The following is a 20,012-nucleotide window of genomic DNA, read 5'->3' as shown; positions in this document are numbered from 1 at the left end:
TTTGTACTTTCACTCCGGGAACCAGCCATAGACGAAGAGTGAATACGTGAGAAGGAAATTGGCTGGAGGGGTAGTAAGTGGAACAAAAAACCGGACTTCCTATGAAGTGCCGGTTTTTTGTTTAGTTAAGTTGCGGATCGATGGGATAATTGATCAGCTGCTCGTATTCTCCTCCCAGGTCTTTCAGGGCTTCTTTCCAGATGGCATTCTGATCTATCTCAAAAACAAGTCGCTGGTTGCCTTTGGAGGTGATCCAGGACTTCTCTTTCAGCTCATTTAGTAATTGTCCTTCGGACCAGCCGGAATATCCAATAAAAAAGCGGATACCCCGGGGTGTTATTTCGTTATCGCGTAAAAGTTGTACGGCAGTTTCGAAATCTCCTCCCCAATAAATACCCTCCGCTACTTCAAAACCTCCGGGAATCAGATCCGGATATTGATGCAAAAAATGGATGGTATCAACCTGTACTGGTCCGCCGTAATAAACAGGTAAGGGCATGCCCTCCGCACTGGCCATCAACTGATCCAGCGTGAAATCATACAAACGGTTTAAAACAAACCCGAAACTGCCCTCTTCCTGGTGTTCACAAAGGAAAACCACCGTACGCATGAAATTAGGGTCCTTCAGAAAAGGATCCGCAATTAAAAGGGTTCCTGCAGCAGGTAAGATTTGTGTCATACAGTTAATTTATGGAATATTGGGAAATAGAACAATATTTGTTCAGGATCGCCTATAAACAACTGTTAATTCACAGCGGGAATGCAGGGGCAGATAGGCCAAATCATTAACCAACGCTATTTTTGCCGGAATGAAGCGAATTTTTCCTTTGATCATTTTACTGGTGGCTCTTTCCCTGGTTGGCATCATTGTCATCCAGATATCCTGGTTTCGGAGTATGCTGGTGGTAAAGGAAGAACAGCTGGCTGATAATATTGTCAAAGCAATGGGACAAACGGGAGAGGAGCTGATGGCCCAGAAAGGCACCCTGCCATCGCTGAAAAATCGCCGGCTGCGTCCCAATCTGAGCTGGCCTTCCGATCAGTTAATGATGGAACTGATGAAGCCCTCAACTATTTCCGAAAAATTCACTCCCTTCGAAGTGCAGGAAAAATTGAGAAAAAATTTCAACGCATTTGGTTTGAAAAATACCCGCTTTGAATTCCTGATCACATCTGATGCGGGTTTTCTTACCTACGATGAACTTCGCTCGCCGGGTTTCGACAAAGTATTTGAAGATACCGTGCGAAACCGTCGGTTTATTTATCCCTTACTGGTTCCGGGTGGCAGTAATATGGAAGGACTGGTTCCGGAAGAAGCGATGGTAGTGGTGGTGCCCAATGTGAAGAATATTGTGTTTAAGGAGTTGCGCTGGATGCTGAGTGGTGCCATCCTGTTTACATTAATTCTACTGGCTGCCTTTTATGTTACGGTAAGTGCCTTGTTGCGTCAGAAAAAACTCAGTGAAATCAAGAACGATTTCATCAACAACATGACGCATGAATTCAAAACACCACTCGCCACGATCTCACTGGCGGTAGACGCTTTACGAACAGAAAAAGTTTCCAACGATAAAGAGAAGATGCAATATTTCACCGGCATCATCAAGGAAGAAAACAAAAGGATGAACAAACAGGTGGAAACCATTCTGCAGGCGGCTCTTATGGACCGCCAGGAAATCAATCTGAATAAAAAGCCGGTGCATGTGCATGCAGTAATTGAGCAGGTATTGGAGAATTTTGATCTGCAGTTGCAGCACAAGAATGGTTATGCGGATCTGCACCTGAATGCGAAGAATGATCTGATCATGGCCGATGAAGTTCATTTCACTAACCTGATCAATAACCTGGTTGACAATGCCGTAAAATACTCCAAAGACAACCTGGTGTTAAAACTCTACACCAGCTCCAATGCAAGGGGTATTGTGATTCGAATTGAGGATAATGGCATTGGAATGAGCAAGGAAAGTGTGAAGCGGATTTTCGAAAAATTCTACCGTGTTCATACCGGTAATCTGCACAATGTAAAAGGATTTGGACTCGGACTCAGTTATGTGAAAACCATTGTGGATGCACACCAGGGAAAAATAAAAGTAGATAGTACTATTGGGAAAGGAACCGCTTTCACCATTGAAATGCCCTACAGTAAAGAATCCTGATTATTGTTTGCACCAGAGCAGGGAGCCGTCACCATAACTCAGGAAACGGAATTCATGATCAAGCGCGTATTGATAGATTTTTTTCCAATCCTCTCCAACAACAGCAGCAATCAGCAATAGCAAAGTAGATTGAGGCTGGTGAAAATTTGTGATCAGTCCCCTGATCATACGCATGGTATAACCGGGTGTGATGAGAATCTGTGTTTTACAGATAAGGCAATCCAATTGGCGGTTATCCATCCAGGTTAGTAAGGATTGTAATGCTACTGTTGCAGGCAACGACTTGTGCATCCATTCATCATACACTTCCCACTGGTTGATACTGAGTTCTCCGATGGAAGCCTGGGGCAGGTAATGCGCTTTTACTCCCATCCAATAGAGGGTTTCCAGTGTTCTTAGCGAAGTAGTTCCAACTGCTATCAGGTGATCAGCCTGTTGCTGAAGGTTTTTAATAGAATCCCGGCTAACATCAATGTACTCGGCATGCATATCATGCCCCTGCATGGTATCGGATTTTACCGGTTGAAAGGTTCCGGCGCCAACATGCAGGGTGACCATTTCTTTACGTATGTTCTTTTCCGTTAGGTGATTCAGAAGTGATTGGGTAAAATGAAGACCTGCCGTAGGCGCAGCTACAGATCCTTCTGCTTCTGCGTACACGGTTTGATACCGTTGTTCGTCGGTGCTGTCAGCTGCTCTTTTGATATAAGGAGGAATTGGAACTTTTCCGGCGAGGTGTAATACTTCTGCAAAACTTAGCGTGGGTTGGTTCCAGGTGAACCGGATCAGGTATTCACCGGATCGTTTTTCAGCGAGCCTGGCTTCCAGTTTCAGGCCGGATTCCGATTCCAGTTCCAATACCTGTCCATCTTTCCATTTGGCTGCTCCTCCAACCAGGCAAACCCAAAACACATCTCCTTTCTGCAACATCGCGGTGGTAATATCGGGGTACCTTTTATCCGGCTCCAGGCAGAACAACTCTAGTGCTCCTCCTGTAGGTTTACGGAAGGCGAGGCGGGCTTGTACCACCTTGGTGTTGTTGAATACCAGGGTATAGCCGGATGGGATCAGTTCCGGTAGTTCCCGGTAGGTATATGCTGATATATTGCCAGCCTGGTATACCAGGAGTTTCGAGGCATCTCTTTCTGCGAGTGGATACAGGGCGATCCGCTCCTCAGGCAGATGATACCGGAAAGCTTCAATTCGAATGGAACGGGGGTTTTCTGCAGTAGCCATGAGGGCGCAAATTTCAACAAATAAGTCGAATATTCAGCTTATCCACAGCTATTCACATTCAATTCACAGCCTTCTCACGGGTTTACCCACATTTTCGGCGGAAACGTAGATCTACTAAGGGTTTGACGTAAATCTCCCATGTGGATAAAATAAAGCATCCAAAATTTCTCCCGTAAGTGGGAAAAAGTGTTATTTTGTGGTAATAAATGTCAAAATCAGGGCATATATCGATAAATGAAAGGTTTTCTGGGCGAATACGAAGCAACGCTGGACGCCAAAGGGCGCTTCCTCCTCCCGGCCGGGCTGAAAAAGCAACTGCCGGAGAACGCGATGCCATTCGTCATCAACCGTGGGTTTGAAAAATGCCTCACCTTATATCCCCAGGCAAGCTGGGAACCGATATATGCGCAGATCAGCAAGCTGAATGATTTTGACCCCAAAGTACGGGAATTCAGAAGGTTTTTCATGAACGGGGCCACAGAGGTGGAGCCCGATACAGCCGGAAGGTTGCTATTGCCTCCCAATCTGAAAGAATATGCTGGGCTATCCAAAGACATCGTACTGGTGTCGGCGGTCGACAAAATTGAGATTTGGGACAGTGCAACCTATAAGAAGTTCTTTGAATCGTTTTCAGCTGACAGTTTCAGCAGCCTGGCACAACAGGTGATGGGTGGCGGAAACGGAAACGGGGTTTGATATGCAGGAGGAAGCTTACCATATACCGGTACTGCTTGCCGAATGCCTGGAGGCCCTGCAGATTGATCCGGCTGGCACCTATGTGGATTGCACCTTCGGTGGAGGCGGGCATTCCAGGGCCATACTCGATAAGCTGGGTCCGGATGGGCGGTTAGTGGCCTTTGACCAGGATGCAGATGCCGCACAGAATCTGCCGGATGATCCGAGGGTCTTGTTTGTACCGCATAATTTCCGGCACCTGCAACGCTTCCTTCGGTTGCATAAGATAAACAGTGTGAATGGGGTGCTGGCAGATCTGGGAGTGAGCAGTCACCAGTTTGATGAAGCGGAGCGCGGTTTTTCCATTCGCTTTGATGCTGACCTGGACATGCGCATGGATGCCCGTTCTGAACGAACTGCCGCACAGCTTTTACAAACCTACTCCGAACAGCAACTGCATAAATTATTTGAGCAGTACGGAGAAGTAACGAATGCCAGAACGCTAGCAAAAACCATTGTAACCCTCAGGGCTACGATGCCGATGCAAACCATTCAGCAGTTCAAAGCTGCCATTCAGGGTGTGGTGAAAGGCAATCCGAATAAATACCTCGCGCAGGTTTTCCAGGCGCTGCGGATTGAGGTGAATGATGAGATGGGGGCGCTGAAACAATTACTGGAGCAATTGCCTGAAGTATTGGTGCAGGGAGGAAGAGCGGCAATCATCACCTTTCATTCCCTGGAAGATCGACTGGTGAAACAGTTTTTCAAACAGGGAAGTTTTGAACCGGAGGAAGATCATCCCTTTGAAAACAAAAAACAGGTGAGTCTGCTGAAAGTGATAACGAAAAAGCCCATTGTACCAACAATGGAAGAACAAAAAAGAAACAGCCGCTCCCGGAGTGCAAAACTCAGGGTGGCAGAACGAATATAAAGACGGTCTATATCGTAGTAGTGAAATGTTAATGTCCTATTGATCAACCAGCCAGTCGTATGAAAAAACAAAACGACAAAAAAGAAAAAAGATTCCGGATCAACTACCAGGCGGTAGTGCAAAACCTGCCTTTTTTTCTTTTCCTGAGTGCACTGGCCGTGGTGTATATCTACAACGGACACTATTCTGATAAGATTATCAAATCCATCAGCAGAACCAATAAGGAGTTAAAGGAACTGCAGTTTGAATATAAAACGATAAAAAGTGAAGTGATGTTTCGCAGCAAACAAACGGAGGTTGCGAAGGCGGTAGCTCCACTTGGATTAATGGAATTAACAACGCCTCCGGTGGTCATTAAAAAAGATGCCGGACAGTAATAAAAACAGAAACCTAATCGACCGGCGCTGTGGAAGTAAAACGCGACATACTGTGGAGAGTGTACCTGTGTTTTATCGGTATGGTAGTGTTTGCATTTCTGGTGATTGGGAAAGCTCTTTACATACAACAGGCTGAAGGCGCCTACTGGAGAAGCAAAAGCGACAGCTTGCATACCAAGATCATAAATCTGGATGCGGACCGTGGTACCATCTACAGTGAAGACGGCAGTATGCTGAGTACTTCGATACCCTATTTCAATATTTATATTGATTTCGGTGCCGAAGGATTGAGAGATAAAAACGGAAAACGGTTTCGTGAACATCTCGATTCGCTCAGTTATTCGCTGGCTGGTCTTTTTCAGGATAAATCTGCGGATGGTTACAAAAAACTGCTGCAAGCCGGCTACCGGAAAAAAGATCGCTATTTTCTGCTGAAGAAAAATATCGATTTCGAGCAGTACAAACAACTGCGGGAATTTCCACTGGTACGGCTGGGCAGAAACAAAAGCGGATTTATTGCAGAGGTAAAAAGCAGACGACTGAATCCCTTTGGTATGCTCGCGAACAGAACGATCGGACTGGCAAGGGAGAATGCGCAGAATGTTGGTCTCGAAAGAACCTATGACAGTCTGCTTAAAGGAGAAACAGGAAAAAGGCTGGTTCGTTTCATCGCAGGAGGTGTAGCAGTTCCGGTGGAAGGGTATGAAGTGGAGCCGGAAAATGGAAAAGATCTGATCACCACGCTGGATGTGAATATCCAGGACATCGCTCAACAGGCCTTGCTCAAAATGATGATCGAGAATGAAGCGGTAAACGGAACCTGCATTGTGATGGAAGTAGCCACCGGAAAAATCAAAGCGATTGCCAACCTGGGAAAAAGAGGAGAAGGTGAATACTGGGAGGATCTGAACTATGCGATCCGTGCTTCTGAACCCGGTTCCACGTTCAAACTGGCAACCATGCTGGCGGTACTGGAAGACGGGAAAGCGAATCTCGGATCACAGGTAAACCTGGAAAATGGCGTATGGCAGGTAAACCGGAGAACGGTGTACGACAGTGAACGTCACAAACGGACCAATGTATCGCTGCAGCAGGCTTTTGAGTTGAGCAGTAATGTGGGAATGGCAAAAATGGTGATGCAGCATTATAACGGTAACCCGGAGAAGTTCATCGGTCATTTGAAACGGTTACGCTTACACGAAGTTTCGGGGATTGATCTGGTTGGTGAAACACAGCCCATCATCAAAACTCCGAAATCCAAAACCTGGAGTGCTACTTCGCTGCCCTGGATGTCGTTTGGATATGAAGTGCTGGTGAGCCCGCTGCAAACCCTGATGTTGTACAACGCAGTGGCAAATAATGGTAAGATGATGCGGCCCTACCTGGTACAGGAAGTGCAGCAGGATGGCAGAACGATCTGGAACAGGGAGCCCGAAGTGATGGTGGAATCGATTTGCAAGGAAACAACACTGAAGCAATTGAAGACGAGCCTGGAAGGTGTTGTGTTGAATGGTACTGCAAAATCACTGTCTACTCCGTATTACAGTATCGCCGGGAAAACAGGAACGGCCCTGGTAGCGAACGGAAGCAGAGGATACGCAGATCATATTTATCAGTCGTCTTTTGCCGGGTATTTTCCGGCGGACAACCCAAGATACAGTTGCATTGTGGTGATTAAGAACAAACCCTTTGCTGCAAAATATTACGGCGGAACGGTAGCCGGACCGGTATTCCGGGAAATTGCCGATAAGCTCTTTGCATTGGAGGCACAGCAGATACCTGTTCAGACAGTGTCTTTGCCGAAGCCCGACAGCAGTAAGTTTCGTTATGCCGGAGCAAATGAAAAAATGAAGACGGTTATGCAAACGCTGAGCTTGCCGTACAAAGACAGTGCTGCTCAAACGGATTGGGCAGTGCTCGAAGCGGATGAAAATTATCGCTCGGTTGTAAAAGCATTGGATGCAAAAAGCTCAGGACAAATGCCGGATCTGAAGGGAATGGGATTAAGAGATGCGCTCTTCCTGCTGGAAGAACGAAAACTGAAAGTGCAGGTTAAAGGCAAAGGAAAAGTGATCAGCCAGTCGCTGGCTCCGGGAAGTATGATTCAACCAAAACAAACGATTACGATTGAATTGAATTGATGACCAGTTTGCAGGATATATTATACGGGGTTTCGATCCGCTCGGTGCAAGGAAACCTGCTTACGGAGCCAAAGGATCTGCAGATTGATTCGAGAAAAATAGTATCCGGTTCCTGTTTTATTGCCATTAAGGGAGTACAGGCGGATGGTCACCAGTTCATTGAAAAAGCGGTTGCAGCAGGTGCGGGTTCGGTAATTGCGGAAGTGCTGCCGGCTGAACTGAAAGAAGGAGTGGTGTATGTACAGGTGGCGGATAGTTCAGTAGCAGCAGGTGTGATGGCCTCCAATTTTTACGGGCAGCCATCCAGTAAGTTAAAACTGGTGGGTGTAACCGGTACCAATGGAAAAACAACGGTTGCGACCCTCTTGTACAAGCTCTTTACATCATTGGGATATGATTGCGGATTGATCAGTACGGTGAATAATGTAATCGCCGGAGAAGTGATCGAAGCAACCCATACTACGCCGGATGCTATCCAGCTGCAGGCTTTGCTGAAGCGGATGGTAGATAAAGGTTGCCGGTATGCATTCATGGAAGTGAGCTCTCATGCTATTCATCAAAACCGAATTGCAGGATTGGAATTCGCTGGCGGCATGTTCACCAATATCACGCATGATCACCTGGATTATCATAAAACCTTTGATGAATATATCAGGGTGAAGAAAAAGTTCTTTGATGAGTTGCCTGCTTCGGCTTTTGCGATCAGCAACCTGGATGACAAACGTGGAATGGTAATGCTGCAAAACACCGTTGCCAGCAAGCAGTACTACAGTTTGCGTTCGATGGCTGAATTCAAAGGCAAGATACTGGAGAATGGACTGACAGGTTTGCTGATGACGATCAATGATCAGGAAGTTCATTTCAGGTTGATTGGAGAGTTTAATGCGTACAATCTGCTGGCTGTGTATGGTGCTGCAGTTAACCTGGGAGAAGATAAGCAGGAGGTGCTGGAATGCTTAAGCAAATTATCCGGAGCGGAAGGAAGATTTGATTACCAGGTGTCACCAGTTGATAAGATCATTGGCATTGTGGACTATGCACACACACCGGATGCATTGCTGAATGTGCTGAAAACGATTAAGCAGCTGAAGCAGGGAGAGGAGAAAGTGATTACGGTAGTGGGTTGCGGAGGTGATCGGGATAAAACCAAACGTCCGATTATGGGGCAGGTGGCCTGTGAGTTCAGCGATAAAGCGATTTTCACTTCCGACAATCCGAGGTCAGAAGATCCCGAAGCGATTCTACGTGATATGGAAGCGGATTTGAACTCGGCAGCAAGGCGAAAATATATTTCAATCGCCGATCGGAGACAAGCAATAAGAACAGCATTTAGCCTGGCGATGCCAGGTGATATCATACTGGTGGCAGGTAAAGGACACGAGCATTACCAGGAAATAAAAGGAGTGAAACATCACTTTAATGATAAAGAGGAGATGGAAAGGGTAATAAGGGAGTTGGGAAGATAGGAGGAAAGGAAGAGGGAGGAATGGAAGAGGGAACAAAGGAGACAAAGGAGACAAAGGAGACTTTATAAAGATATTTTGAGTTTGAAAAGGGCAATTCATATTTCCCAATTCATACTTCCAAATTCTTAGGACGGTTACATTCAATCACAGTCACCGGCTGGACACCGGTTGACAACCAGTAACAAAAACCATCATGCTGTACCACTTAATTGATTGGTTAAAGGAAATGGACATCCGAATCCCGGGAAGTGCGCTCTTGCAGTTTATCACTTCCCGGGTGTTACTGGCTGTGATTTTATCACTCGTCATCACTACGGTATTTGGGAAAAAGCTGATTAATTTTTTGCGGAATAAACAGGTGGGTGAATCTGTCAGGGATCTTGGATTAGCAGGGGAAGAGCAAAAGAAGGGAACGCCAACAATGGGAGGACTCATCATCATCCTGGCAATACTTCTGCCTACCCTCTTGCTCGCTGATCTGAATAAAGCCTATGTGCGATTAATGATATTTTCAACCATCTGGTTGGGTATTATCGGATTTGTGGACGATTACCTGAAACTGCGTGCCAAAAGAATCGCACAGAAACAGGGCGTGGCCTATAAAAAAGGGGATAAGGATGGATTGGCTGGCTGGTTCAAAATATTGGGACAGGTAGGATTGGGGTTGATTATCGGACTCACACTTTTATTCAACGACAATACCAAGGTATGGAGAGAGTATAAAGGTGTGCCGGGTTCGAATGAAAATGTGAAAGTAGTGAAGCAGCAGAATACGGAACGGTATTTTGTAGAAGCAAATGAACCCATTACAACTATTCCGTTTGTAGCCGGACATGAATTCAATTATGCCAAATTACTTCCGGAAGCAGTACGAGGATTCACCTCTGTACTATACGTACTAATTGTAATTTTTATAGTAACAGCCGTTTCTAACGGTGCAAATATCACCGATGGAATCGATGGATTGGCAACGGGTGTCAGTGCGATAATTGGTGTTTGTTTAGGCGTATTTGCCTACGCGAGTGGTAATCTTTTGTTGGCCGATTACCTGAATATCATGTATATCCCAAATCTTGGTGAACTATCGATTTTTATTGGCGCGATGACGGGGGCCTGTGTTGGATTTCTTTGGTACAATGCGTATCCCGCTCAGGTATTTATGGGAGATACCGGAAGTTTAACATTGGGAGGAATAATCGCAGCGCTGGCTATTATAGTGAGAAAAGAATTACTTATTCCCATCTTTTGCGGTGTGTTTCTGGTGGAGAATCTGAGTGTAATGTTACAGGTGAGTTATTTCAAATACACCAAAAAGAAATACGGTGAAGGGCGACGAATCTTTTTAATGAGTCCGCTTCATCACCATTATCAAAAGCTTGGTTATCACGAAAGCAAGATCGTAACACGGTTTTGGATCGTAACTATATTTTGCGTGATTTTCTCGATTGTAACCTTGAAAATCCGCTAGGAGAGTAGCGAAAAACCACCTGCCTGAGAAATTGATATTGTGGTGCAGTGAATCCTATGTTTATGAAAAGCCCCCGAATTGTGGGTAGCATGAATCAGCGAATGAATCAGTTTGTAGTCATATTGGGTGCCGGTGAAAGCGGTGTAGGTGCTGCCATTCTTGCTAAAAGAATGGGTTTCACCTGCCTTGTGAGTGATGCCGGAAAATTGCAGCCCCCTCATCTCGAAGAACTGAAGCAATTTGATATTGAATGGGAAGAAGGGCATCATAGTGAAGAACGCATACTCACGGCTGATATTGTGATTAAGAGTCCGGGTATTCCTGAAAAAAATTCCCTTGTAAAAAAGATTCGCGAGAAAGGTATTGAACTGGTGAGTGAAATTGAATGGGCCTGGCGATTCATTGGAGACAGTAAAGTGATTGCTATTACTGGAAGCAATGGGAAAACGACTACTACAGCATTGACTTATCATATCTGTAAACATGCGGGATTGGATTGTGCACTGGTTGGAAATATTGGTTACAGCTTTGCCAGGCAGGTTGCACTGGATCCAAAGCCCTGGTATGTGGCGGAGGTGAGCAGTTTTCAACTGGATGATATAAAAGAATTCAGGCCACATGTGGCAGTTCTGACAAATATTACCGAAGACCATTTAGACCGGTACGACTATCAGTTTATCAATTATATCCGGAGCAAATTCCGGATTACCATGAACCAGGGACCATCCGATTATTTCATCTACTGTGAGGATGATGAGGTAACGATGCAACATATAAATGAATTCCAACTACTATCTAACCCATTACCTATTAGTATGAGAAAAGAATTACTGCAGGGCGCCTTTATCAAAGACCAGGAAATGAACATCGCGACAAAAGATGAAAAATTCCAGATGAGCATTTACGATTTCGCGCTCAAAGGCAAACACAATCAATACAATACTATGGCAGCAGGGTTGGCCGCGTCTGTAATCGGATTGCGCAAGGATAAGATCAGGGAAGCCATTCAGTCGTTTGAAGCGCTGGAACATCGGATGGAAACCGTAGCCACGGTACGTGGAGTGGAATTCGTCAATGATAGTAAGGCGACCAATGTGAACAGTACCTGGTATGCACTGGAAAGTATGAACAAACCGGTCATCCTGATTTTGGGTGGAGTGGACAAGGGGAATGATTATTCTCTGTTACTGGACCTGGTGAAAGAAAAAGTAAAAGCGATTGTATGCATGGGTGTGGACAACCGAAAAATCCAGGAGGCTTTTCAGAACCATGTACCGGTTATGGTGAATACGGGAAGTGCAGCAGAAGCCGTGCATTCCGCTTTCCAGCTATCGAACAAGGGCGATGTGGTATTGTTGAGTCCGGCTTGTGCCAGCTTTGACCTGTTTAAAAATTACGAAGACCGCGGTAAGCAGTTTAAAGAAGCTGTATTAGCGCTCTAAAAACGAAGAATGAACCAACTCTTAAATAAAACCAAAGGCGATAAAGTGATCTGGGCACTGGTAGTGCTCCTGGCACTGATGTCGTTGCTGGTGATATATAGTTCCACTGGTTCATTGGCCTATAAAATGTATAAAGGGAATACCGAAATCTATCTGTTCAAGCAGGTGGTGTTTATCGGTGTGGGACTGGTGCTGATTTATTTTTTCCACCAGGTAAATTATACCATTTATTCCCGTGTGTCGAAAGTGTTGTTCTGGCTGGTTATTCCGCTCTTGATCTATACCCTGTTTTTTGGAGTTCGGCTGAATGAAGGAAGTCGCTGGATCAAACTCCCTATTATCAATCTGACCTTTCAAACATCCGACCTGGCAAAGCTGGTATTGTTCATGTATCTGAGCCGGATGCTGAGTAAAAAGCAGGAAGTGATCAAGGATTTTAAAAAAGGTTTTCTGCCGCTGATCATACCTGTTGGCCTTGTATGTGTATTTATTGCTCCGGCCAACTTATCCACGGCTTTGCTGGTTGGCGCTACCAGTATGCTCCTGCTTTTCATTGGGAGAGCCAGTATGCAACACCTGTTTTATACCGGACTGATTGCCATGGTTCCGGTAGTGATCCTGATTCTGATGGCAGTATGGCAGCATAAAGAAGGAAACGGTGTAGCGCCTAAGGTGGAAAATCGCAATAAGCTAACGGCAAGGGTCGCTACCTGGGTGAACCGGGTGGAAACCTTTATGTATGGCAGTGATCTGAAAAATGATGAGGATAATTACCAGGTTAACCAGGCAAAAATAGCGATTGCGAAAGGGGGCTGGATGGGGTTGGGCCCGGGCAATAGTGAACAACGCAACTTTTTGCCACACCCGTATTCTGATTTCATTTATGCGATCATCATAGAAGAATATGGAATTGCGGGAGGAGCATTTGTGTTGTTTGTATACCTCGTGTTTTTATTCCGGAGTATTCAACTGTTCCGGAAATGTCCGTTTGCCTTTGGTGCTTTCCTTGCATTGGCATTGAGTTTTACGCTCGTCATACAGGCCATGACCAATATGGCAGTAAATGTGAACCTGTTTCCGGTAACCGGAGTAACACTCCCATTGGTAAGTATGGGAGGAAGCAGCTTTTTATTTACCTGTACGGCGATCGGAATTATTCTGAGTGTATCCAGGTTTGTAGAGAAAAATCAATTGGAAGGTAAAGAGGAGGAAGAAGAAGAGGAAGAAACGCATGACGAAAAGGAGGTAGCCCATGCCTAAGCGGATTATCATAGCAGGAGGAGGAACCGGTGGGCACATATTTCCGGCAGTGGCAGTGGCCAATGCTATAAAAAAACTGGCGCCCTCCACCGAAATTCTGTTCGTTGGCGCCAAAGGAAAGATGGAAATGGAAAAAGTGCCGCAGGCCGGTTACCAGATAGAAGGGCTTGATATTGCTGGATTCAATCGTACGGCACTCTGGAAAAATATTTCGCTGCCCTTTAAACTGATCAAAAGTTTTTTCCAGGTACGTGGCATATTTAATCGCTTTCAACCCGACCTGGTATTTGGTGTAGGAGGATATTCCAGTTTCCCTGTATTGAAATATGCACAGCAACAAGGGATTCCAACCTATTTGCATGAGGCCAATTCCTTTGCCGGTAAAACCAATCAGTTGCTTGGCAAGAATGCAAGGACTGTATTTGTTGCTACACCCGGGATGGAGAAATTTTTTCCGGCAGATAAAATCGTGGTGAGTGGAAATCCGGTACGTTCCAACATTGTGAACTGCCAATTATCAAAAACGGATGCGGCCCGATTTTTTGGATTGGATCCGGAGCGCCCGATCCTGCTTTCGGTAGGTGGCAGCCTGGGTGCCAAAAGTATCAATGAAGCCATCGCGGCCGGACTGGATGCTTTACAGGCGGCAGGTATTCAGCTGATCTGGCAAACGGGTAAACCTTTTGCGGAGACGGCTAAAACGGCAACGGCTAACCGAAAAGGAATCTGGGTGAATGATTTTATCAAAGAGATGGAGTATGCTTATGCTGCGGCGGATGCGTTGATCTCCAGAGCCGGAGCAATGAGTATTGCTGAAATCTGTGTAGTACATAAACCGGCTGTATTGGTTCCTTATCCCTTTGCAGCAGAAGATCACCAAACCGTGAATGCCGGTTACCTGGTAAAGGAGGAAGCGGGGATTATGGTAAGGGATGGAGAGGCTGCTAAACAGTTGGTGGCTACAGCTATCCGGTTAATGGAAGATCCCGCAAAACGGGAATCCATGACTAAAAAACTGGCCCTCCTGGCAATCCGGGATGCTGATGAATTAATTGCAAAACATTTATTACAATAAACTTGCTATCCGTTAAAGACATACAATCCGTTTATTTTATCGGTATCGGCGGTATCGGAATGAGTGCACTTGCGCGTTATTTCAATGCGCTTGGGAAAACCGTTAGCGGATACGATAAAACGCCTACGCCTCTTACGCAACAACTGGAAGCGGAGGGTATAGCGATTCATTTTGAAGAAAATCTGACACTGATTCCACAGCGCCCGGATCTCGTGGTTTATACCCCTGCTGTGCCGAAACAACACGCCGAACTGCTCTATTACCAGCAGCAGGAAGTGCCTGTACTGAAACGGAGCGAAGTATTGGGCATCATCAGTAACAGTTCGTTCAATATCTGTATTGGTGGAACACATGGTAAAACCACCACTACTACGATGACAGCTCATGTATTGCGACATACAGGTTATGGCTGTAATGCTTTTCTCGGGGGTATCAGTGTGAATTACCAGACCAATTTCTGGAGCGATCCACGAAATGTAGCAGTGATTGAAGCCGATGAATACGATCGCAGTTTTTTACGCCTGCATCCGGATATTGCCGTGATCAGTTCCATGGACCCGGATCACCTGGATATTTATGGAACTGAAAAAAACCTGCAGGACGCGTTCATTGAGTTTTCTCAAAAACTGAAACCGCAGGGACTATTATTCAGCAAATACGGATTGCCAAGATCCTCGGAGCTAAAGGCCGGTAAGCATTTTACGTATAGCCTGGATAATACCAATGCCGATATCTATGCGAAAGATATCCGTATGCAGGATGGCAGCTACAGCTTTTCTGTGAAACTGCCGGATATCGAACTGAATGATGTAGCACTGCATATGGGCGGGTTGCATAATGTGGAGAATGCTTTGGTGGCGATCGCCATTGCGCAGCAGTTGGGAATAAGTCCGGAAAAAATAAAAGAAGCAATTGCGGCATTTAAAGGTGTGAAAAGAAGATTTGAGTATGTAGTGAAAAGTTCTCGCATGGTCTTTGTAGATGATTATGCACACCATCCGGAAGAATTGAATGCGTTGATCAATGGAGCGAAAGCCTTGTTTCCGGATCGTGTCTGCACTGTAATTTTTCAACCGCATCTGTATTCAAGAACCCATGATTTGTCATCGGGTTTTGCTAAGGCACTCAACCAGGCTGACAAGGTGTTGCTATTGCCGATTTATCCGGCAAGAGAATTGCCAATGGAAGGAGTGGAGAGTGCATTGATCGCAAATCAGATGCAAGCGGGAAAAGTTCAACTGATTGAGAAAGCAGCTTTACTGAATCATATTAAAGAAACAATATTGAATAATAAAGATCAGTTGCATTTATTGATAACGGCCGGAGCCGGAGACATCGATGCACTGGTTCTGCCGATTGCAAAATTAACAGAAGACCATGCCGGGTAAAAAAATCAGTATACGAAAAGTGTTGGTGGCCCTCAGCTGGATGCTGGTGGGAGCAACCCTGCTCGTAGTGCTGATCGCAGCAATCAACCGGACCAACGATGCCAATTGTTCAGTAATTAAAGTAACTATTGAAGGATCTGGTGAAACCAGTTTTGTGGATCGTGGAGATATTCTTTCCATAATTGGTGCCAAAACAACCCGATCGTTTGCCGGCAAATCAATGCAGTCAATAGATCTCCGTGGTTTGGAAAACCGCATTCGTAAAAATGTTTGGGTAAGAGATGCAGAGCTCTACTTTAATGCGGATCGGGAACTGGAGATAATGGTTAAGGAACGGACGCCGGTTGTTCGCGTATTTACAGCCAATGGGGCCTCCTGGTACATGGATACAGCCGGTGTGTATCTGCCCATCGTATATGGAAAAGCTCCGGTGAAATTACCGGTAGTGACAGGACTGCCTGAGAAACTATTGAAAAGAAGGTCTGGCGACAGTTCCCTGATAGCAAGGGTATTGGGCATTGTGGAAGTGTTGAATAAGGATCCTTTCTGGGATGCACAAATCGAACAGGTGGTGTATACGCCAGAAAAACAAATTGAACTGATACCCTTGGTGGGAAATCACCGGATCCTGTTTGGCAATGGCAGTGAGGCGGCAAAAAAGTTCTCGCGACTCAAACTGTTTTACGAGAAAGTGCTGATCAAAACAGGCATGAATTATTATGCTACGATTGATCTTGGTTTTGCAGGGCAGGTTGTAGCAACAAGGGCAGCAGGAATATCCACACCCGTGGATAAAAATATAGTTCCGTACAAGCTCACAATAGCACCTTTACAGGTTAGTAATCCAGTATCCTCCGAATCCCGTCTTTTATCCGGTCCAGCCCCTGTGACAACTGCTTTAAAACAACTAAAAACAAGATAGAATGAACAACGAACAACCCATTATTGTAGGGCTCGATATTGGTACAACCAAGATTGCTGCCATTGCGGGTCGCAAAAATGAGTTTGGCAAACTGGAGATTTTGGGATTCGGTCGTGCGAATAGTAATGGAGTCAAGCACGGACAGGTACTGAATATTGACGAAACCATCAAGGCAATTGCAGTTGCACTGGAAAATTGCATCGCCTCCAATCCTGATTTACAGATCAAGGAGGTATATGTAGGGATTGCCGGTCACCATATCAAGAGTTTACAGACCAGAGGAGATATTGTACGTCAGTCTAATGAAGAGGAAATTTCTCAGCGCGAAATTGATCAGCTGATTGCAGATCAGTATAAAACCTATATCCCCGCGGGTGATCAGATCATTGATGTGATACCGCAGGAGTTTACGGTTGATAATTTTCAGAATATTCCCAACCCCATCGGGTATGGCGGTGTGAAAGTGGGTGCCAATTTTCATATCATCACCGGTGATAAAAATGCCATCCGCAACATCAACCGCGCTGTTGAAAAAAGTGGATTACAAACTAAGGATTTGGTACTTCAGCCCCTGGCTTCTGCTGCGGCAGTAATGGGGCAGGAAGATATTGAAGCCGGCGTGGCCATCGTGGATATTGGAGGTGGTACAACTGATCTGGCTGTATTTTATGAAGGCATCCTAAAGCATACGGCTGTTATCCCCTTTGGCGGAGAGAATATTACCAATGATATTAAAACCGGTTTGGGTGTATTGAAAACCCAGGCAGAGCAAATGAAAGTTCAGTTTGGGTCGGCTTTGTCCAATGAAGCAAAAGCGAATGCTTTCATTACAATTCCGGGTATGCGTGGGTTACCACCTAAGGAAATCAGTGTAAAGAACCTTGCCAACATTATCCAGGCAAGAATGAGTGAGATCCTGGATTTTGTAACCTATCATTTGAAGCAGGTTGGCATGGACAGCCGGATGCTCAACGGTGGCATCGTATTAACGGGAGGTGGCTCTCAGCTTAAACACCTGATCCAACTGACAGAATATGTAACGGGCTTGAATGCACGAATAGGTTATCCGAATGAGCACCTGGCTTCGAATCATACCGATGAGTTGACCAAGCCCATGTATGCTACCTGTATCGGTCTGATCCTGAAAGGGTATGACGATTATGAGCGTAACCGGAAACTCTTCACCAAGCAGTTTAAGATGGTGGAAATTCCGAAAGAGCTCAAAAAGGAAATCCAGGAAGCACCTGTACAGGATTCAGTAGCAGCTGATGTTAAAGAAGAACCTGTTGAAGTAACGGCCAGAACACGGAAGCTGGCCGGCATCAATGGCTTTTGGAGCAAATTCAAAGACAACCTGATCGACCTGTTCAAGGAAGAAGAGGATAAGAATTTTTAAGGATCACATACTAACCCAACTATTCTAAAACAAAAACGTGATATGATACACTTTGATTTACCGAAGGAAAAATCATCCATCATTAAGGTGATTGGTGTAGGAGGCGGAGGCAGCAATGCTGTGAACCACATGTTCAGTCAAAGTATTGACGGGGTGAATTTCATTATTTGTAATACAGACGCTCAGGCCATTGCACAAAGCCAGGTGCCTAATAAAATACAACTCGGTCCACACCTGACACAGGGGCTTGGTGCCGGTGCGAATCCAATGATTGGTAAACAGGCAACTGAAGAGAGCCTGGAAGAAATTAAGCGCATCCTTGAAGTAAATACCAAAATGGCTTTCATTACTGCTGGTATGGGTGGTGGAACCGGAACCGGGGGAGCGCCGATCATTGCCAAAATCTGTAAGGACCTCGGTGTACTGACAGTTGGCATCGTGACGACGCCATTTTCCTATGAAGGAAGAAAGCGCCAGTTGCAGGCCGAAGATGGCATTCAGCAACTGAAGGATCATGTGGATACCCTGCTGGTGATCAGTAATGATAAATTGCGGCACCAGTATGGCAACCTCAAAATGAAAGAGGCATTCGCCAAAGCGGATAATGTGTTGGCTACGGCTGCAAAATGTATCACGGATGTGATCAGCAGCACGGGTCAGATCAATGTCGATTTTGCGGATGTATGCACTGTAATGCGGAATGGAGGCGTTGCCATTCTGGGTAATGCAACTGCATCCGGTGAAAATCGGGCACAGCGTGCTATTGAAGAGGCATTGAATTCACCGCTTCTGAATGATAACGATATCCGCGGAGCACGCTGGATCCTTATCAATATCAATTCTGCAGAAGGGGAACATGAATTCACCATGGATGAAGTGGATATTATTCAAAATCATCTGCTGAGCCAGGCCGGTGAGGATACCGATGTTATTCTCGGGTTGGGATATGATGCCTCCCTTGGAAATGAGATTGGTATTACGTTGATCGCAACCGGATTTGAATACAAGGATCCCTTCAACAAACGTGCAGCGAAGCAGCCCGAAGTGAAGAAAGATGAAAAGATTGTGATGACCCTGGATCAGTCGGTGCTGCCATTTGGAACAGAAGATAAAGCCTATTATAATCCGGTTCCCAGTGCTGCAGTACAAACTGCGCCTGCTGCTGCAACACCGGCCGTGAAGCCTGCAATTTCCGTATTGCGTCCGGCAGAAACACCAGTACCAGCGCCAACGTCAGCATCAGCATCAACGTCTGCGTCACAAGTAGAGGATAGAATGCAGCCAAGACTGATGGAAGAGCCTTCTGTTCGTGAAACTACGAGTCCGGTTATTTCTTTTACGGAGGATGACGATCGTACAATTACTGTGGATAATTCTACCGAAGAAAAAGATAATCAAACCTTAGTTTCGTCGGGCTCACACTCATCCGTACCCGAAGCTAAAATTCAATTCGATCTTTCGGAAAATAATTCTCCGGTGTCTGCAGCATCAGGGGGATACTTGGCCAAGCCATCCAATATTTATGCCGAACCGGTACAAGGGCCTGAACCCAGTTCTCGCCAAGAAGACAGTTCTCCTGTGAACGAACCCATCCGTCAGCAGTTGCCGGCAACGCCACAGAAAGATGACGCAACTTCTTTCGATATGCAACTGGTGATAAAAGATGAACAACCTGCGGCGGAGCAGCCGTTGGCACCATCAACTCAATCTTCTTTTATCCCCTCTGCTGAGGAGCCGGCGATGCTGGACGAAGTGGAGGAACAAAAAAGGAAAGCAGCAGAAAGAATTCAGAAATTACGTAATCTGTCTTTTAACATCAATGCAGCGGACCCGAACAATGAGTTTGACACTGTGCCGGCTTATATCCGCCGCAACCTTGAACTCTACAACACTGTTTCACCGGCTGAAAATTTTTACAGCAATTACACGGTAAAAACAGATGAGCATAATAATACCCAGATCAGTACGATCAATACTTTTCTGGATGGTAAAAAGCCGGATTAATCCGATTGTTCCGGCTTTTGCCAACGATTTTTGTTTTTAGTTGTTTATCCGAAAAGGATAGTCGGCCCTTCGTTT

The 20,012-nt window shown here is 45.6% G+C and carries 16 protein-coding genes; 14 read left to right on the top strand and 2 right to left on the bottom strand.

Features of this window, described 5'->3' with window-relative positions:
* Positions 1 to 121: 121 nt before the first annotated feature.
* Positions 122 to 679, bottom strand: coding sequence for a YqgE/AlgH family protein (locus L0U88_RS15575; protein WP_234867012.1), 558 nt, complete (start codon positions 677 to 679; stop codon positions 122 to 124).
* A 130-nt stretch (positions 680 to 809) separates the two neighbouring features.
* On the opposite strand from L0U88_RS15575, the gene L0U88_RS15570 reads away from it, so the two are divergent.
* Positions 810 to 2,156 carry a sensor histidine kinase gene (locus L0U88_RS15570; RefSeq protein WP_234867011.1) on the top strand — a complete coding sequence of 449 codons (1,347 nt, stop codon included), beginning with the start codon at positions 810 to 812 and terminating at the stop codon, positions 2,154 to 2,156.
* On the opposite strand, the gene L0U88_RS15565 is transcribed toward L0U88_RS15570, so the two are convergent.
* Positions 2,157 to 3,392 carry an S-adenosylmethionine:tRNA ribosyltransferase-isomerase gene (locus L0U88_RS15565; protein ID WP_234867010.1) on the bottom strand — a complete coding sequence of 412 codons (1,236 nt, stop codon included), beginning with the start codon at positions 3,390 to 3,392 and terminating at the stop codon, positions 2,157 to 2,159.
* A gap of 234 nt (positions 3,393 to 3,626) precedes the next feature.
* Between L0U88_RS15565 and mraZ the strand changes: the two genes are divergently transcribed.
* From mraZ to ftsZ, 13 genes are all read left to right on the top strand, one after another.
* Positions 3,627 to 4,088 (top strand): division/cell wall cluster transcriptional repressor MraZ, encoded by a 462-nt coding sequence (gene mraZ, locus L0U88_RS15560; protein ID WP_234867009.1) that lies wholly within the window; start codon positions 3,627 to 3,629, stop codon positions 4,086 to 4,088.
* A gap of 1 nt (position 4,089) precedes the next feature.
* Positions 4,090 to 4,998, top strand: coding sequence for a 16S rRNA (cytosine(1402)-N(4))-methyltransferase RsmH (rsmH, locus tag L0U88_RS15555; protein WP_234867008.1), 909 nt, complete (start codon positions 4,090 to 4,092; stop codon positions 4,996 to 4,998).
* A gap of 59 nt (positions 4,999 to 5,057) precedes the next feature.
* Complete coding sequence (locus L0U88_RS15550; protein WP_234867007.1) at positions 5,058 to 5,375, top strand: FtsL-like putative cell division protein; 318 nt, start codon at positions 5,058 to 5,060, stop codon at positions 5,373 to 5,375.
* 29 nt (positions 5,376 to 5,404) lie between these two features.
* Positions 5,405 to 7,516 (top strand): penicillin-binding protein, encoded by a 2,112-nt coding sequence (locus L0U88_RS15545; RefSeq protein ID WP_234867006.1) that lies wholly within the window; start codon positions 5,405 to 5,407, stop codon positions 7,514 to 7,516.
* Positions 7,516 to 8,982 (top strand): UDP-N-acetylmuramoyl-L-alanyl-D-glutamate--2,6-diaminopimelate ligase, encoded by a 1,467-nt coding sequence (locus L0U88_RS15540; RefSeq protein WP_234867005.1) that lies wholly within the window; start codon positions 7,516 to 7,518, stop codon positions 8,980 to 8,982. The genes L0U88_RS15545 and L0U88_RS15540 overlap by 1 nt, the downstream gene beginning before the upstream one ends.
* 193 nt (positions 8,983 to 9,175) lie before the next feature.
* A complete protein-coding gene (gene mraY / locus L0U88_RS15535; protein WP_234867004.1) occupies positions 9,176 to 10,450 on the top strand; it encodes a phospho-N-acetylmuramoyl-pentapeptide-transferase in 1,275 nt (424 codons plus the stop codon).
* A gap of 62 nt (positions 10,451 to 10,512) precedes the next feature.
* The gene (gene murD, locus L0U88_RS15530; RefSeq protein WP_234867003.1) at positions 10,513 to 11,892 is read left to right on the top strand and encodes a UDP-N-acetylmuramoyl-L-alanine--D-glutamate ligase; all 1,380 of its coding nucleotides are present in this window, start codon (positions 10,513 to 10,515) and stop codon (positions 11,890 to 11,892) included.
* A 9-nt stretch (positions 11,893 to 11,901) separates the two neighbouring features.
* Positions 11,902 to 13,152, top strand: coding sequence for an FtsW/RodA/SpoVE family cell cycle protein (locus L0U88_RS15525; protein WP_234867002.1), 1,251 nt, complete (start codon positions 11,902 to 11,904; stop codon positions 13,150 to 13,152).
* Positions 13,145 to 14,227: an undecaprenyldiphospho-muramoylpentapeptide beta-N-acetylglucosaminyltransferase gene (gene murG / locus L0U88_RS15520; RefSeq protein ID WP_234867001.1), complete on the top strand. Its 1,083-nt coding sequence runs from the start codon at positions 13,145 to 13,147 to the stop codon at positions 14,225 to 14,227. Before L0U88_RS15525 ends, murG begins: the two co-directional genes overlap by 8 nt.
* Before the next feature lie 2 nt (positions 14,228 to 14,229).
* Positions 14,230 to 15,615, top strand: coding sequence for a UDP-N-acetylmuramate--L-alanine ligase (gene murC, locus L0U88_RS15515; RefSeq protein WP_234867000.1), 1,386 nt, complete (start codon positions 14,230 to 14,232; stop codon positions 15,613 to 15,615).
* Positions 15,605 to 16,537, top strand: a complete 933-nt coding sequence (locus L0U88_RS15510) for a cell division protein FtsQ/DivIB (protein WP_234866999.1) — start codon at positions 15,605 to 15,607, stop codon at positions 16,535 to 16,537. The genes murC and L0U88_RS15510 overlap by 11 nt, the downstream gene beginning before the upstream one ends.
* A gap of 1 nt (position 16,538) precedes the next feature.
* A complete protein-coding gene (ftsA, locus tag L0U88_RS15505) occupies positions 16,539 to 17,933 on the top strand; it encodes a cell division protein FtsA (RefSeq protein ID WP_234866998.1) in 1,395 nt (464 codons plus the stop codon).
* Between the two features lie 42 nt (positions 17,934 to 17,975).
* On the top strand, positions 17,976 to 19,937 hold the full coding sequence (ftsZ, locus tag L0U88_RS15500; RefSeq protein ID WP_234866997.1) for a cell division protein FtsZ: 1,962 nt from the start codon (positions 17,976 to 17,978) through the stop codon (positions 19,935 to 19,937).
* Positions 19,938 to 20,012: the final 75 nt, after the last annotated feature.

The sequence above is a fragment of the Flavihumibacter fluminis genome, from assembly GCF_021491375.1.
In the GTDB taxonomy this organism is placed as follows: domain Bacteria; phylum Bacteroidota; class Bacteroidia; order Chitinophagales; family Chitinophagaceae; genus Flavihumibacter; species Flavihumibacter fluminis.
This window is presented reverse-complemented; position numbering and strand designations above follow the sequence as displayed.

What these genes read in the sequence shown, in the direction of transcription:
- L0U88_RS15575 (WP_234867012.1), bottom strand. Translation starts at nt 679, where the DNA reads ATGACACAAATCTTACCTGCTGCAGGAACCCTTTTAATTGCGGATCCT.
- L0U88_RS15570 (WP_234867011.1), top strand. Translation starts at nt 810, where the DNA reads ATGAAGCGAATTTTTCCTTTGATCATTTTACTGGTGGCTCTTTCCCTG.
- L0U88_RS15565 (WP_234867010.1), bottom strand. Translation starts at nt 3,392, where the DNA reads ATGGCTACTGCAGAAAACCCCCGTTCCATTCGAATTGAAGCTTTCCGG.
- mraZ (WP_234867009.1), top strand. Translation starts at nt 3,627, where the DNA reads ATGAAAGGTTTTCTGGGCGAATACGAAGCAACGCTGGACGCCAAAGGG.
- rsmH (WP_234867008.1), top strand. Translation starts at nt 4,090, where the DNA reads ATGCAGGAGGAAGCTTACCATATACCGGTACTGCTTGCCGAATGCCTG.
- L0U88_RS15550 (WP_234867007.1), top strand. Translation starts at nt 5,058, where the DNA reads ATGAAAAAACAAAACGACAAAAAAGAAAAAAGATTCCGGATCAACTAC.
- L0U88_RS15540 (WP_234867005.1), top strand. Translation starts at nt 7,516, where the DNA reads ATGACCAGTTTGCAGGATATATTATACGGGGTTTCGATCCGCTCGGTG.
- mraY (WP_234867004.1), top strand. Translation starts at nt 9,176, where the DNA reads ATGCTGTACCACTTAATTGATTGGTTAAAGGAAATGGACATCCGAATC.
- murD (WP_234867003.1), top strand. Translation starts at nt 10,513, where the DNA reads ATGAAAAGCCCCCGAATTGTGGGTAGCATGAATCAGCGAATGAATCAG.
- L0U88_RS15525 (WP_234867002.1), top strand. Translation starts at nt 11,902, where the DNA reads ATGAACCAACTCTTAAATAAAACCAAAGGCGATAAAGTGATCTGGGCA.
- murG (WP_234867001.1), top strand. Translation starts at nt 13,145, where the DNA reads ATGCCTAAGCGGATTATCATAGCAGGAGGAGGAACCGGTGGGCACATA.
- L0U88_RS15510 (WP_234866999.1), top strand. Translation starts at nt 15,605, where the DNA reads ATGCCGGGTAAAAAAATCAGTATACGAAAAGTGTTGGTGGCCCTCAGC.
- ftsA (WP_234866998.1), top strand. Translation starts at nt 16,539, where the DNA reads ATGAACAACGAACAACCCATTATTGTAGGGCTCGATATTGGTACAACC.
- ftsZ (WP_234866997.1), top strand. Translation starts at nt 17,976, where the DNA reads ATGATACACTTTGATTTACCGAAGGAAAAATCATCCATCATTAAGGTG.